The sequence below is a fragment of the Rhizobium sp. Root1334 genome, assembly GCF_001426665.1.
GTDB lineage: Bacteria > Pseudomonadota > Alphaproteobacteria > Rhizobiales > Rhizobiaceae > Pararhizobium.
In genome coordinates, this window is sequence record NZ_LMEY01000008.1 from 37,274 (window position 1) to 52,547 (window position 15,274).

At 60.2% G+C, this 15,274-nt stretch carries 10 protein-coding genes; 9 read left to right on the forward strand and 1 reads right to left on the reverse strand.

Annotation, left to right across the window (positions count from 1 at the left end; genetic code table 11):
• Window positions 1–39: 39 nt before the first annotated feature.
• From ASD36_RS12565 to ASD36_RS12610, 8 genes are all read left to right on the forward strand, one after another.
• The gene (locus ASD36_RS12565; RefSeq protein ID WP_060510912.1) at window positions 40–1,020 is read left to right on the forward strand and encodes an alpha/beta hydrolase; all 981 of its coding nucleotides are present in this window, start codon (window positions 40–42) and stop codon (window positions 1,018–1,020) included.
• A gap of 104 nt (window positions 1,021–1,124) precedes the next feature.
• Window positions 1,125–1,574, forward strand: coding sequence for a Rid family hydrolase (locus ASD36_RS12570; protein ID WP_060510914.1), 450 nt, complete (start codon window positions 1,125–1,127; stop codon window positions 1,572–1,574).
• Window positions 1,575–2,580: 1,006 nt separating this feature from the next.
• Window positions 2,581–3,819 carry an ATP-binding protein gene (locus ASD36_RS12585; protein ID WP_244489814.1) on the forward strand — a complete coding sequence of 413 codons (1,239 nt, stop codon included), beginning with the start codon at window positions 2,581–2,583 and terminating at the stop codon, window positions 3,817–3,819.
• A complete protein-coding gene (locus ASD36_RS12590; RefSeq protein ID WP_060510921.1) occupies window positions 3,816–4,376 on the forward strand; it encodes an RloB domain-containing protein in 561 nt (186 codons plus the stop codon). The genes ASD36_RS12585 and ASD36_RS12590 overlap by 4 nt, the downstream gene beginning before the upstream one ends.
• Before the next feature lie 415 nt (window positions 4,377–4,791).
• Entirely contained in the window at window positions 4,792–4,971 is a 180-nt protein-coding gene (locus ASD36_RS12595; protein ID WP_020046815.1) for a hypothetical protein, read from the forward strand.
• A complete protein-coding gene (locus ASD36_RS12600; RefSeq protein WP_244489815.1) occupies window positions 4,916–6,082 on the forward strand; it encodes a DUF3991 and toprim domain-containing protein in 1,167 nt (388 codons plus the stop codon). The genes ASD36_RS12595 and ASD36_RS12600 overlap by 56 nt, the downstream gene beginning before the upstream one ends.
• Window positions 6,083–6,213: 131 nt before the next feature.
• Entirely contained in the window at window positions 6,214–6,819 is a 606-nt protein-coding gene (locus tag ASD36_RS12605; RefSeq protein WP_060510972.1) for a DUF1419 domain-containing protein, read from the forward strand.
• Window positions 6,820–6,918: 99 nt separating this feature from the next.
• Complete coding sequence (locus tag ASD36_RS12610) at window positions 6,919–12,006, forward strand: helicase-related protein (RefSeq protein ID WP_060510923.1); 5,088 nt, start codon at window positions 6,919–6,921, stop codon at window positions 12,004–12,006.
• A 173-nt stretch (window positions 12,007–12,179) separates the two neighbouring features.
• Here the strand turns inward: ASD36_RS12610 and ligD are convergent, their stop codons facing one another.
• A complete protein-coding gene (gene ligD, locus ASD36_RS12615) occupies window positions 12,180–13,226 on the reverse strand; it encodes a non-homologous end-joining DNA ligase (RefSeq protein ID WP_060510925.1) in 1,047 nt (348 codons plus the stop codon).
• Between the two features lie 320 nt (window positions 13,227–13,546).
• Between ligD and ASD36_RS12620 the strand changes: the two genes are divergently transcribed.
• Window positions 13,547–15,262, forward strand: coding sequence for a ParB/RepB/Spo0J family partition protein (locus ASD36_RS12620; RefSeq protein WP_060510927.1), 1,716 nt, complete (start codon window positions 13,547–13,549; stop codon window positions 15,260–15,262).
• Window positions 15,263–15,274 lie beyond the last annotated feature (12 nt).

Genomic DNA, 15,274 nt, shown 5'->3' on the forward strand with positions numbered 1-15,274 from the left:
ACTTTCGCAATCCTGATAACAAAGGATCGGTACACTGCAATGACCGAGAAATTCCTTCCCATCACCCGCCGCAGTGCATTGCTTTCCGGAGCAGCCGCCACAGCCGCCATCATTCTTCCTGCATCGTTTGGCTCTACCGCCAACGCTGCTTCCACAGCCAACCCCACCAAAGGAGATCATACAATGGGCTACATCACCACCAAGGACGGCGTCGAAATCTTCTATAAGGACTGGGGTCCGAAGGACGCTCAGCCGATCGTTTTTCACCATGGCTGGCCACTTTCATCCGACGATTGGGATGCGCAGATGCTGTTCTTCCTGTCAAAGGGCTATCGGGTCGTCGCCCATGACCGCCGCGGCCACGGCCGCTCGGCGCAGGTTTCCGACGGTCACGACATGGACCACTATGCTGCTGATACCTTTGCGGTCGTCGAGGCGCTCGATCTGAAGAACGCCGTCCATATCGGCCATTCGACTGGTGGTGGCGAAGTTGCCCGTTACGTCGCCAAGCACGGCGAACCCGCAGGCCGCGTCGCTAAGGCCGTTCTCGTGGCCGCTGTCCCTCCGCTTCTAGCTAAAACTGACACCAACCCGGATGGCATTCCAATGGAGGCATTCGACGGCTTCCGGTTCGCACTGGCTGCAAACCGCGCCCAGTTCTTCCGCGACGTCCCGGCCGGCCCGTTCTACGGCTTCAACCGTGACGGAGCCAACGTGCACGAGGGCGTTATCCAGAATTGGTGGCGTCAAGGCATGATGGGCGGCGGCAAGGCACAGTATGACGGTATCAAGGCCTTCTCGGAAACTGACCAGACCGAAGACCTCAAGGCGATCGGCGTGCCGACCCTTGTGTTGCATGGCGAAGACGACCAAATCGTGCCGATTGCCCTTGCGGCACCTAAAGCCATCAAGTTGCTGAAGAACGGTACGCTCAAGACCTATCCCGGATTCTCCCATGGCATGCTCACGGTCAATGCCGATGTGCTGAACGCCGACCTGCTGGCTTTCATACAATCCTGATCCCGCAAACGACAAGGATGCGGCCGGAGCCAGCCGCATCATCCAACATGGTGGGCTGAGCGCCATTGGCCGCAACCATGCAACAATCGATTTGGAGTAAAGCGATGCGCAGTTTGAAAGCCACAAAGAAGATCGCAAATTTCGAGGTGCCATGGGAAGCGGCGTTCGGTTACGCGCAAGCCGTGCATGTCAAGGACACGGTTTACCTGTCCGGCCAGCTCAGCCACGACGGACAGGGAAATCTGGTTGCGCCGGCTACCCTGAACGAGGCCGGCAAACCGGTGGATTTTTCGACCATGGAGCAGCAAATCCGGCAGACATATTTGAACGCAATCGCGCTGCTTGCCCGGTTCGGCGCCACGCTCGACGATGTTGTCGAAGAGACCCTCTTTGTTATGGACGTCCCTGCCGCATTTGTCGCGGCTGGCAAGGTCCGCAAGGAAATGTACGGGACGCCCATGCCGCAGGTGGCAAGCAATCTAATCGGGGTGTCTGGACTGGCATTTCCCGAACAACTCGTGGAAATCACGTTCCGCGCTGTTCTCGATGATTAAGGGAGTTCAGCGCGATGGAGATCACGAAGCTCGAAACCCTCCGTGAACCGTATGTAGATCGGTTCATGCATCTGGTGTCTCTCATCGAACCTCGATTGGTCGAGCAACAGGGCTGCCGGGTCACTGGCCGCCCTAAGTGTCACGGAGCGCGCGCCCATATTGTTTGCGAAGTTCATAGCTCTCACAAGATTGGCCTCGGCCGCGGCATGTTGGCCATGGGCCAGGAAGAAGTCGATAGCTCCAGCCGAGCGTCGCTTCTAGGGATTAGTGGCGCAGGAGCGCATCGCTTGCTCCCCGACTGATCGAATTAAAGCCACCCCTGAAGAGGTCATCAAGCGCGACGGTGCCAGAACACTGGCCGTACCGGCTGCCAGTCCGTCCAGCCGCGTGCAGATCGAAACGACACTGCGGACATATTCATCGGTGGGCGTGGCACTGGGCTAAAAAGCCTTCTCGCCCGTGTGCCCGCGCTACGAAAAAGCGGTTGAGGTGGGCCTTCTCGGCTGGGCTAAAGTCCACTGGGTTATACGCGAGCGTGCCGAAGGTCAGCGGACCTTCGCAGACCTTAGTCCAGAGCGGCCCCGCGCGCCGGGGGCTGTCGGTCCCGGTTTACGGCTTTGCCGTCGCGATGCTAAACCTCCTGCGGCAACCCGTTTAACCGGTCTTGCGGGAGGCGAACGGCTTTCGCGGTTCCCGCTGCAGCTGGTATGCCCAATTCCGTCTTACGACGCTTTCGCTCAAAAATCAGAAAGCGGTCAAATGCAAAATGTAGACATTTGTCTTGCCGGCGAAACAGCCTTTCGAGGCGCAGTGGGCGGTGGGGGGCAAAAACCCGCAATCGTCCGTCGAAAATTTGGAGCGGCCAAATCGTAAACCGTAACGTGAGCGGAAAGCTTATCGAAGGATCTGGTGTCTTAAACCTTGTCGCCCGAAATCGGATGACACTAGCTTTTAGGGCAATGTTTGACAAAATCTTGTCAAAGTGCTCTTTTAGATTGGTGTCTGAATGAAACAAATGGCGATTTTCAACATGCTTCATCGTTTAGAGATCGAAAACTTCTACTCGATCCACGATCCTCAGGTCATCGATCTGACGGTGGCGGCCAATGCGCCCGAAGAGCCGGATCGGTTTGCTCCACTGTGGCTCGGCGCACGCGAGGAAGCGCCTAAAGTGGTGGCTCTGTTTGGCCCCAACGCGTCAGGCAAATCGACTGTGCTCAAGGCACTTTCGTTCATCAGGTGGTTCGTCAAGGACAGCTTCTCGGCCGCGCGGGGCAGCCGCATGCCATTCGACCGTTTTAATTCTGAAGAGATGCTGAATGCTCCAACACGTTTGGCAATTCAACTTAGCGGTGTCGAAAACATCGAGCAGGCCGGATTAGCCGGCGCTGCCCAATGTCGCTACCGATACGAGCTTGTCATTGGCGGGAAGTCGGGCAAGCAGTTCGTCGAAAGCGAAGCTCTCTACTACTGGCCGTCGTCCGCAACCCGAAAAGTACGTCTGTTCGAACGCAACTCAGCCGGTGAGGTGATCGCTTCGAAAGCATTCGGCCTGTCTGGATATCGACAGGCCCTTGAAAAGGTGTTGCGGGCAGACGCGAGTGTTATCGCGACCCTCGCACAGCTGGAGCACGGGTATTCGCAACAGCTCTGGCATGCGGCGAGCTTGCTGGTTTCGAACATTCTTGTCGAAAAATATGACGGTTCAGACGACGCAGCCATCCGCCATTATGCCGCCAACCCGGATCTGGTGGCGATTTTCAACCGCGAGATCCAGCGCATCGACGTGGGCATCCGCGAAATGAGGATCGAACAGGGCAACAACGGCCCTGTCGCACTGTTCGAACATGAGGGATTGGCACTGCCCATGCCGATTGTCTATGAGAGCCATGGAACGCGGCAGTTTATCCGCCTCTATCCATTTATCCTCGAGGCACTGCAAAGCGGTGGGATCGCGGTTCTCGACGAACTCGACGCGACAATTCATCCGCTTCTTCTCCCCGAAATCCTGCGCTGGTTTTACGACTCCGCCCGGAACCCACACAATGCACAGCTCTGGATGACGTGCCATACACCCTCGCTCCTTGAGGATCTTTTGAAGGAAGAGGTCTTGTTCTGCGACAAGGACCATGAGGGAAAAACCACGATCTACGGCTTGCGCGACATCCAATCCGTTCGCCGTTCCGACAACTATTATCGCAAATATCTGGGGGGCAGCTTCGGCGCTGTGCCGCAAATCGGATGAAGATTCGCATCACAATTCCGCAGCGCAAGCGGATCTTCCTTGGTTGCGAAGGTGAAAGCGAGCAGAGCTACGGCGCGCTGCTCGCCCGAATCGTGGGGCAGCAAAAGACAGACTTTTTTCTCGACACGGTATTGCTGAGGCCGGGCGGCGGCGATCCCCTTGCGCTCGTGGAGCTTGCGGAGAAGAAAAAGAAACAGGGTGTGAAGAAAGGTGGCGACTACGCCGCGGCCTATGTGCTCATGGATACCGACAAACGAGGCCAAGCTCCACTCCGCGATCAGCAGGCGTTGAAACTTGCTCAAGACGCAGGACTGACAATCATTTGGCAGCAACCTTGCCATGAAGCCTTATTGTTGAGGCATCTGCCGAACGCTCAGCAACTGCAGCCTCAGTCAACGGCCCTTGCGTTGACCGCTCTGACAGCGAAGTGGGCCACCTACACAAAGGGAATGCCCGCTGCAAAACTTGCGGTGACGATCAACGCGGATGGCCTGCGCAGGGTGCGAACCGTTGAGCTCTCCCTAGACGCCCTGCTTACCGACCTCGGTTTCGAATGAGACCTCGCCGCTGCAGACGCAGAACGGGCTGCGTTAGCCGATGATGAGAGTCGTACACCTGAGAGGCTGAAGAGCCCGAGCAGGCCTTTCTACATCCATACTTTCTACATTTGCCCCTCATCGAGCAGCAGGGCCACCGGTTACGACTGCCAGCTCCGTCCGGAGCCGGGTCCGCTACATTTAAAGCAGGACTTGGTCGGTCGATCCTATCTCCGCGCCCCACCCGCCAGCGTTGCCAAACCCAGCTCTCTTGTCTGGCATCCCTAATCCAGGCCCGTCCTTGGACGGTCAACACGCAAGGGGTTCGCAGCGACTGCGACCTCTATAGCTGCGCCGCCGAGGTGACCGCGGCCGGGCCCGGATCAAACGGGCGCCATCGAGCGGGGATTGGCCCCGCCACCGGATGGAGCCTCAAATGTCGGATCTCAGCCTCGCACAAAACCACGCACTCGATCTTGCCCGGACCCTGATGGTCCCGGTCACCCTCTTCGAGATCGACGGAGAGATCGGCGTCATGCCTTCCGCCGAGTATGACGGCGATGAAGACGCCATCATCAATGAATATGATCCATTTGCCTATGGATCGGCTCATTGAGCCGATCACCCCTTCCGGGGAAGACGTGCCGCTTGCGCTGATGCGCGCGCAAGGGTGGCTTCGCCGCGAGCTTGTCCGGCAGATCTGCACATTGCGAACCGCGCCCTTGCGCGCTTCCATCTTCGCGGCCTGGGCGCTGACAGCCCGCACAATCAGGAAAGCTAAGGGAAGTGATATGGAAAAGACGGACATCGAGGAGCTGCGCGCCCGGGTGGGCTGCGCGGCCGTCCTTAAGCATGAGGGCTTCGCGATAGACAGGAAAGAGAGCACGCGCCGAGCGGTCAAATTCCGGCGCGACACCGACATCATCATCGTGATCCATGACGACAGGGGCTGGTTCGACGCCCGTTCGGATGCCAAGGGCGATGTGTTTGCGCTCGCAAGCTATCTGCGTGGAATCGGATTTACGGAGGCCCTGGTGGTTGTCGGCGATCTCGTTGCGTTCCAGCCCACCGCGCCGACCTGGGAGAAGCCTCTTTATCGAACGCGAACGGTGGCTGCAATCGCTGACCGCTGGAAGCATCGAAAGCGGCCGTGGCGCGCTTCGGCAACGTGGAGTTACCTTCAACAGAACCGGGCGCTGCCATGGCAGGTCATCTCGGCGGCGGTTGAGGCTGACGTTCTTCGGGAGGGCCCTTATGGCTCGATGTGGGCAAAGCATGTCGACAATGCTGGCGCCATCATCGGCTGGGAAGAGCGCGGTCCGGACTGGCGCGGGTTTTCAACCGGCGGCGCCAAGGTGCTTTTCCAGTTTGGGAGCACCAATGCCCGCCGGATCTGTGTGACCGAGGCGGCGATCGATGCGCTCAGTCTCGCCGCAATAGAGCAGACAAGACCGGACACGATCTATGTCAGCACCGGAGGCGGTTGGTCGCCGATAACCGCGCTCGCGTTGGAAAACTTAGCGTCCGGGGAGGGCGCGTGGCTTGTGGCCGCGACCGACAACAATGTTCAGGGTGAGGTTTTTTCCGATCGTCTGCGCCAGATGGCAGATCGGGCCGGCTGCGATTTCTCGCGGCTGAGGCCGCGATGTGAAGACTGGAATGAGGAATTGAAGGAGAGGAGAGAGAAAGGAGAGCTGCCGCATACGCGGACAGCGCATCAAGGGTGAAGCTGTCGCCCGCCTGACGGCGGCCCTTGACCCGCTGCCCGCGAGGCGCCGGCTGAGGAGGGGTGATCAAAGGACTGAAGGAGAGGTCGAACAGGCTTCGCTTCAGCCGCAACCCTCAAAAGGAGCCGCAGATGTTCAATCCTCCTACCATCCGTAAAGTGTTCGAAGGCGTCGCCAGCCGCCACGAAATGTACGCCCTGTTCAATCGCCATAACCAGTCGCCGTTCGACGATGACAGGATGAACGGCAAGCGATATGTCGGCGAGTGGTTTGAGATATCCGAAGCCGATCACGACCACATGTTCGAGATCCTCCCTCCGCTGTTTTACCGTGGCGACATGTTCGCCATGCGCGAGTTCCTGGCCGCCAGCGTCACCAGCGTTTTCTTCGCCCTGCCGATCGATGATCGGTCCCGATGGTTTCACGGATATTGCGACCTGGGCGATCGTCAGTCACCTGACCGGATGCGTGCCGAAATCATTACCCGCGAATCCCGTCCGGTCCGCGCCATGAACCGACAGGAAAAACTCGATCATATTTGGAGCGCGACCGGTCCGGATTTCCGCGGCTATGCCGACGAACGCTTTCCATCCGATCTCCGCAATCGCCAGATCGTTCTCGTTTACCCTTCTGCGCAAGGCAAGATCTGGAAGCTACTCGACGATCTGACCGTCGAGGAGATTGCCGCCAAGCTGCCGGTGCAATTCCGCCTCCTACCAGAAACCATCGCTGCCTGACGGCAGTCTTCACGTCCAAACCTCCACCATCCGCATCCTGGCAACACTCGCACCTGACGGCGAGTGTGCCTCGGCGCGCCCACTCAAAGGAATTTTCTAATGGCGCATGATGATCCTTTCACCATCGACCTGTTCGGCAATACAGCTCTCGCATCCGGTTTCGATCTCGGCGTGTCGGGTTTCGCAGCGGATTTCGGGGCCGATATCGATATCGACCCCCGGCCCTCGACACCGGCGCCAGCTGCTCCGGTCCGCAAAGAATCGAAGCCCACACCGCAGATGCGGACGGAGGTCAATTTCCAGCTGCAGGGTTCTCGTGGCCTTGCCAAATCCTGGCGCGACCGTGCGCGGGACAATATTGCCGCCATCATGCTGGCCAACGAGATCGAACGTCAGGGATTACCGGCCCGACCCGACCAGCAGGCCAAGTTGATCAAGTTCACCGGCTTCGGCGCATCGGATCTGGCCAACTGTATATTCCGGCGTCCGGGCGACGAGGCGTTTCGAAAAGGCTGGGAGGAGCTCGGCGGCAATCTCGAAAGTGCCGTAGCACCAGGTGATTACACGTCTCTGGCGCGCTGCACCCAATATGCCCACTTCACGCCGGAGTTAATCGTTCGCGCCATCTGGTCAGGCTTGATCCGCATGGGGTTCGATGGTGGACGGATCTTGGAGCCGGGGATCGGCACGGGGATGTTTCCGGCACTGATGCCGGATGCTCTCTCGACGGTGAGCCATGTCACCGGTATCGAGCTTGATCCCGTCACCGCCCGTATCATCCGACTGCTGCAGCCACGGGCCAGAATCGTCTGCGGCGATTTTGCCCGCAAAGACCTGCCCGACCATTTCGATCTGGCGATCGGCAACCCGCCGTTTTCTGACAGGACGGTGAAGAGTGATCCGGCCTTCCGGTCTCTCGGCTTGCGGCTGCATGACTATTTCATCGCCAAGTCCATCCACCGGCTGAAGCCCGGCGGGCTCGCGGCTTTCGTCACCTCGTCCGGCACGATGGACAAGGCCAACGCCCGCGCCCGCGAACACATCGCCGGCATGGCCGATCTGATTGGCGCGATCCGCCTTCCCGAAGGCAGCTTTCGCGCAGATGCTGGCACGGATGTCATCGTCGATATCCTCTTCTTCCGGAAACGCCGCGTCGAAGAGCAGGCTGGAGACGATAGATGGCTTGATCTTGCGGATGTTCAGGCCGAAGGCGAGGGCGGGAGCGTCCGTATCAACAGGTGGTTCGTCGATCATCCCGACATGGTGTTGGGCCGCCATGCTCTCACCTCAGGTCCATTCGGCGAGGCCTATACCTGCCTCCCGATCGGTGATGATCTCGAGACGAGCCTTAACGCCGCGATCAGTCACCTACCAGCCGACATCTACGACGGCGAGGCCAGCACGATCGATTTTGCGATCGGGGACGAGGTCGCCGACGCCATGGCAGAGCGCCCGGACGACCCAAAAGTTCGCGAGGGCAGCTATTTCATCGGCAAGGCTACGGCACTGATGCAGGTGGTCGACGGGGTTGCTGTCCCGGTTGAAGTCAGGAAGGGCCGCAGCACCGACGGCATCTTCGCCAAGCACGCCCTGATCATCCGAAAGCTGATCCCGATCCGCGACGCGGTCCGGCTCATTCTCAAGCTTCAGGAACGCGACCAGCCCTGGCAAAAGGCGCAGGTCTCATTGCGCATCGCCTGGTCGAGTTTCGTGCGAGAATTCGGCCCGATCAACTTCACCTCCGTCTCGACATCGGAGGATCCGGAAACCGGTGAGGTCAGGGAGGTCCATCGCCGGCCGAATCTCGTGCCGTTCCTCGACGATCCCGATTGCTGGCTGGTCGCCTCGATCGAGGACTACGATCTGGAGACAAACACCGCCAAACCCGGGCCGATCTTTACTGAACAGGTGATCGCCCCGCCCCCGGCACCAGTGATCACATCGGCTCTTGATGCGCTCGCCGTGGTTTTGAACGAACGCGGCCATGTCGATCTCGATCACATCGCCGAGCTGCTGCATTGCGACGTTGAGGATGTTATCGGCGAACTGGGGGAGGCAATCTTCCGCGATCCGTCCAATGGCTCCTGGCAGATGGCTGATGCCTATCTGTCCGGCGCAGTCCGGTCGAAGCTCACAGTCGCCCGCGCTGCGGCTGAGCTCGATCCAGTCTTCGCGCGGAACGTGACGGCGCTTGAGCGCGTCCAGCCGGCCGATCTCAGGCCCTCGGATATCACTGCACGCCTTGGCGCCCCGTGGATTCCCGCCGACGATGTCGTCGCCTTCGTCAGAGAGACTATGGAGGCTGACATCTCCATTCATCATCTGCCGGAACTGGCGACCTGGACGGTCAATGCGCGGCAGCTGGAATGGTCGGCCTCTGGCACCACGGAATGGGGCACGCATCGCCGCCATGCCGGCCAGCTGCTGTCCGACGCTCTCAACTCCTCCGTGCCGCAGATCTTCGACACGGTCCGCGACGGCGAGACCGAGCGCCGTGTGCTGAACACGGTGGAGACGGAAGCCGCCAAGGAAAAGCTTGCCAAAATCAAGACGGCCTTCCAATCCTGGATCTGGTCGGATCCAGATCGCACGGACCGGCTGGCAGGTGTCTATAACGACACGTTCAATAACATCGCGCCGCGAGCCTTCAACGGCGATCATCTCCAACTACCGGGCGCCTCAGGCGCCTTTTCTCTTTATGGGCATCAGAAACGCGGGATCTGGCGGGTTACTTCGGCAGGTAGCACCTATCTCGCTCATGCCGTCGGTGCTGGAAAGACGCTGACCATGGCGGCCGCTATCATGGAACAGCGCCGGCTTGGCCTGATCAACAAGGCGATGCTGGTCGTGCCCGGCCATTGCCTGGCGCAAGCGGCCCGCGAGTTTCTGGCGCTCTATCCCAATGCCCGGATCCTGGTCGCCGACGAAACGAACTTCGTCAGTGAAAAGCGCCATCGCTTCCTGTCACGGGCAGCGACCGCCAACTGGGATGCCATCATCATCACCCATTCGGCGTTTCGATTCATCGCGGTGCCATCGGCCTTCGAGGCCCAGATGATCCAGGATGAACTGGAGCTCTACGAGGAGCTGCTCACCAAGGTTGAGCGTGACGACCGGCTTTCTCGCAAGCGCATCGAACGCATGAAGGAAGGTCATAAGGAACGGCTGGAAGCGCTGGCCACCCGCAAGGACGATCTGCTGACAATCTCCGAGCTTGGGATCGACCAGATCATCGTCGACGAGGCGCAGGAATTCCGCAAGCTATCGTTCGCCACCAACATGTCGACGCTGCGCGGTGTCGATCCCAATGGTTCGCAGCGGGCCTGGGATCTGTTCGTTAAATCCCGCTTCATCGAGACGAAGAACCCCGGCAGGGCGCTGGTGCTGGCCTCGGGCACCCCGATCACCAACACGCTCGGCGAGATGTTCTCCGTGCAGCGGATGATGGACAGCCAAGCGCTTTCCGAGCGCGGTCTGCACGAGTTCGATGCCTGGGCATCGACCTTCGGCGACACTTCGACGGAACTCGAACTGCAGCCATCCGGCAAATACAAGCCGGTTACGCGCTTCAGCCAGTTCGTCAACGTGCCGGAACTCATTGCCATGTTCCGATCTTTCGCCGACGTGGTGCTGCCGGTCGATCTGAAAACCTATGTGAAAGTGCCGGAGGTCTCCGGCGGCAAGCGCCAGATCGTCACCGCGGAGCCGACGGCCGCTTTCAAGTCCTACCAGAAACAGCTGGACGCGCGGATCAAGGCGATCGAGATGCGCGATGGCCCGGCCAAGCCCGGCGATGACATCCTGCTCTCGGTCATCACCGACGGACGTCACGCCGCGATCGATCTGCGCCTGGTTGATCAGGCCATGGGCAACGAGGCGGCCAACAAGCTGAACGCTCTTGTCACTAACACCCACCGGATCTGGCAGGAAACGGGAGAGGCGGAGTATAGTCGCAAGGACGGCAAGCCGTTCGACCGGCCGGGCGCCGGTCAGCTGATCTTCTCCGATCTCGGCACGATCAATGTGGAGGCGACCCGTGGCTTTTCGGCCTATCGCTGGATCCGCGATGAACTGGTCCGATTGGGTGTGCCGGCATCCGAAATCGCCTTCATGCAGGATTACAAGAAGTCGGACGCCAAGCAGCGGTTGTTCAACGACTTCAATGCCGGCAAGGTCCGCGTGCTGATCGGCTCGTCGGAAACCATGGGCACCGGCGTCAACGTCCAGGCGCGGCTGAGGGCGCTCCATCACCTTGATGTTCCCTGGCTGCCATCGCAGATCGAGCAGCGCGAGGGCCGGATCATCCGCCAGGGCAACCAGCATGACGAGGTCGATGTCTTCGCCTACGCGACAACAGGCAGTCTCGATGCCACCATGTGGCAGAACAACGAGCGCAAGGCCCGCTTCATCGCGGCGGCCCTATCCGGCGATACCAGCGTTCGACGACTTGAGGACATGGGCGAGGGGCAGGCAAACCAGTTCGCTATGGCCAAGGCGATTGCGTCTGGCGACGAACGCCTCATGCAGAAGGCGGGGCTCGAGGCCGAGATCGCCCGTCTCGACCGGCTACGGGCCGCGCATATCGATGACCAGCATGCGATCCGGCGGCAGATCCGTGACGCCGAACGGGATATCGAATTTTCCAGCCGCCGGATCGAGGATGTGGGCAAAGACATCGACCGGCTGGTCCCGACTTCTGGCGACGCCTTTGTCATGCAAGTTGGTAAAGACACATTCGATGAGCGCAAGCTCGCTGGCCGCGCGCTGATGAAGGAGATTCTGACGCTGGTTCAGCTTCAGGAGGAAAAAGAGGTCATCATTGCCACAATCGGCGGCTTCGATCTCGCCTATCATGGCGAGCGGTTCGGCAAGGACGGTTATCGCTATGACACCCTGCTCCAACGCACAGGTGGAGACTACGAGATCGATTTGGCCGTCACCACCACGCCGATCGGTGCCATCTCCCGGCTCGAACATGCGCTTGGTGGGTTTGAACATGAGCGCGAGAACCATCGCATTCGTCTGGTTGACGCCGAACGTCGGCTTGCCTCCTACACACCGCGTCTTGGAGAACGCTTCTCGTTCGAAGCCGAGCTCGAACTCAAGCTGAGCCAACTGGACGAGATCGAAAGGGATCTTGCAGCAACCGCCGATGAACCAGAGGAGGATCGCCAGCAGGCCGCGTGATCGGCGACATACTGCGATTACTTGAAACGGGCGTGGTCCATACACATCTATCCGTCATCACCCGTTTCGATAGTTTGCCTCACAGTGCGATTGCCGCGCGTTTGAAGCTGTCCGGGTTGGAAGGGCGCTCCCCGAAAGGGTCGAGCGCCCTTTCGTTTTTGGATCCCCCCGCGCTATCCGCCGAGCTTGTAGATCGCGGCATTGTCCTGCTGTTCCCGCAGGCCCTTGTACGAGGCATGCCGCAGCTTGCCGTCGTCGGTCCAGGCGCGATATTCGATCTCGGCAATCAAAGTCGGTTGAACGAAGACGGCCCCCTTCTTGTCGACGGCCACCGCAGCGCGCTTGGTCTTCAGCGTGTCCAGCATCCGGCGGAGTTCGACAGCCTCTTTCTCTTTGAAGCCAGTTCCGACCGAACCGACATAGACGAACGCGGCACCCTGGTAGGCCGCCAGCAGAAGGCTGCCGATCCCACCGCGCGCCGCAGTGGACGGCTCGTATCCGACAATCACAAAGCTTTCGCTTTGGATGCATTTGATCTTCAGCCAGTCGCCGATCCGGCCCGAGCGGTAGGTGCTGTCGCGGTTCTTGGCGATGATGCCTTCCAGACCGTGTTCGCGCGCGGCCGCCAGAAGTGTCGCGCCATCCGCCTTTACCTCCTGCGAGACGCGGATTACGCCCTGGCTTTCGCCGATCAGGTCTTCCAGCAGGTGACGGCGTCCGGACAATTCCATCTTCGTCAGGTCATGGCCATCGAAATACAACAGGTCGAATGCGTAGAGGATGGCATCGTCTGACGCTTGTCTGCCCCCGCGCCCACCGAGTGACCGCTGCAGCGCCCCAAAATCCGAACGTCCCGCTGCATCGAGCACGACTGCCTCTCCATCGAGAATAGCGGTCCCGACGCCGAGCTTGCGCGCAGCGGCGGCAATTGCCGGAAACCTGTGGGTCCAGTCATGACCGCCACGGGTGATGATCCGCACCGAATTCGGCTCGATGTGAACGGCCACACGATAGCCGTCCCATTTGATCTCGTAGATCCAGTCCGGTCCGGACGGCGGCTTTGCTTTCAGCAGCGCCAGGCACGGTTCGATGCGATCAGGCATCGGGTCGAAAGGGAGCTGCGGCTGCGCCGGATCGCGGGGTTTGCGCGGCCGCGAGCGGATCGGAGCGTCCGTCTCCCGCAAAAGCGGCTGGGATTTTTGGCGCGGCGGCTTTGTCATCGCCAGAGTTCAGCAGCAATTGCTTAAAATCGTGTGACATCACCAGGGATGGAGGAGGGGAGGAAAAGATGAGGGAGGAAAAGGAGACGGAAACCGGTTCGCAAGGACGGTCCAACGGCTGAAGGTTCCCTCAATCGCGCCGGTCGCCGAGACCGGGCCAGCTTGCCTCGCAAGGCAGGTGTGCCTCGCTCCTCCGCAAGCCAGGTCTGCTCCGGCGCAATTGCAGCCGCCGGCCCGTCCTGCGGCTCGGGAGATGTCTTCGAAAAGAAGATGAGGAGGCAAGGACAGTCCGTCCGCCCGAAGCTCAAGAGGTTATTCCCATGCAGTTGATTACAGCCGACCCGCGCAGCCTGAAGGACAATCCCGACCGGTCCCGCCAGTCGAAATCCTCACCACAGTCTGACGCGCTATTGTGCGCATCGATCCGGGCCATCGGCGTCGTTCAGCCACCTATCGTCAAACTCGATCCGGAAGGCGGCAACAGCTACATCATCGTCTTCGGTCACCGCCGCGCCGCCCAGGCGATTGCCGCGGATCTCGTGGAAATCCCGCTTCTGCTGGCGGATCCCTCCGACGATCTCGGTGCCATGCAGTCATTTGCGGAGAATATCGCCCGCGAACCGTTGAACCCTGTCGACCAGTGGCGCGCCATCGAACGGCTGGTGGCTCTTGGATGGACCGAAGAGTCAATCGCCATGGCGCTGGCACTCCCCAGCCGACAGATCAGAAAGCTGCGGCTTCTGGCCAACATCCTGCCCGCGATGCTCGACCAGATGGCGCGTGGTGATATGCCGAACGAGCAACAGCTGCGCACGATCGCCGCCGCCGGCCAGGACGAGCAGGCCGAGGTGTGGAAGAAGTACAAGCCGAAGAAGCAGGACCCGCAGGTCTCGTGGTGGGAGGTGGCTCGCGCACTGACCACGACCCGGATGCTGGCCAAACATGCAAGTTTCGGCGACGATCTGGCTTTGGCTTATGGCATCACCTGGGTCGAGGACCTGTTTGCACCCGCTGACGAGGACAGCCGCTACACCACTGATGTCGAGGCGTTTCTCGGGGCGCAGCAGGAATGGCTTGCCAACAACCTGCCCAAGCGTGGTTCAGTGATAGAGGCAAACGAATACGGCCAGGCCAAGCTGCCGGCAAAGGCGCAACAGGTCTACGGCAAGCCCGGCAAGGGCGACCTGACCGGCTGGTACATCAATGCGCGCGACGGCTCGGTTCAAGCTGTCGCCTATCGCATGCCCGAGGTGAAGAAACCCAAACTGGTCAAGGATGCCGATGGTGTCGAAACCGTCGTCGAGGAGGCCGAGGCGCCGAAATCGCGTCCCGATGTAACCCAGAAGGGTTTCGACATGATCGGCGATTTGCGAACCGATGCTCTCCACGAGGCGCTCGCCCGTGCGCCGATCGAAGACGACACGCTGATGGCTCTGCTCATTCTGGCCTTCACCGGCACAAATGTCAGCATTGCCAGCGGCTCATCGAACAATCCGTATGGTCATGCAAAATGCGGCCCGCATGCTGCTAGGCTGATTGGTGAGGACGGCAAGTTGTCCTTCGATCGCGAGACACTGGTGCAGGCTGCGCGCTCGGTCCTGATCGAAGTCCTTTCGCTTCGGCGCAATCGCTCCGATAGCGGCCTGATCGCCCGTATTGCCGGCGACGCCGTCGGCGCTGATCAGTTCTTGCCCAATATGGCGACGGAAGACTTCCTCTCATGCCTCTCACGCACTGCGCTGGAGGCGACCGCGGAGATCGCAGGCGTCCCCGGCCGGATCAAGGTGAAGGATACCCGTGCGGCTCTGGTTGAGCATTTTGCCGAGGGCAAGCTTGTGCATCCGGCAGCGCTGCTGGCCCCATCCACTGATGACGCGCGGTCGTGGGTTGGACGCTACATCGACGTCGACAGCGGATCGGAGGATGTCCGCGACGATCCCGATACGCTCGAAGATCAGCTTCCCGATGGTGACCTCGTGGACCATTCCGCCATCGAGGAAGAGGCCGGCGAGGGTTTCCGCGAGGCCGCCGAATAGCACCAGGCATCA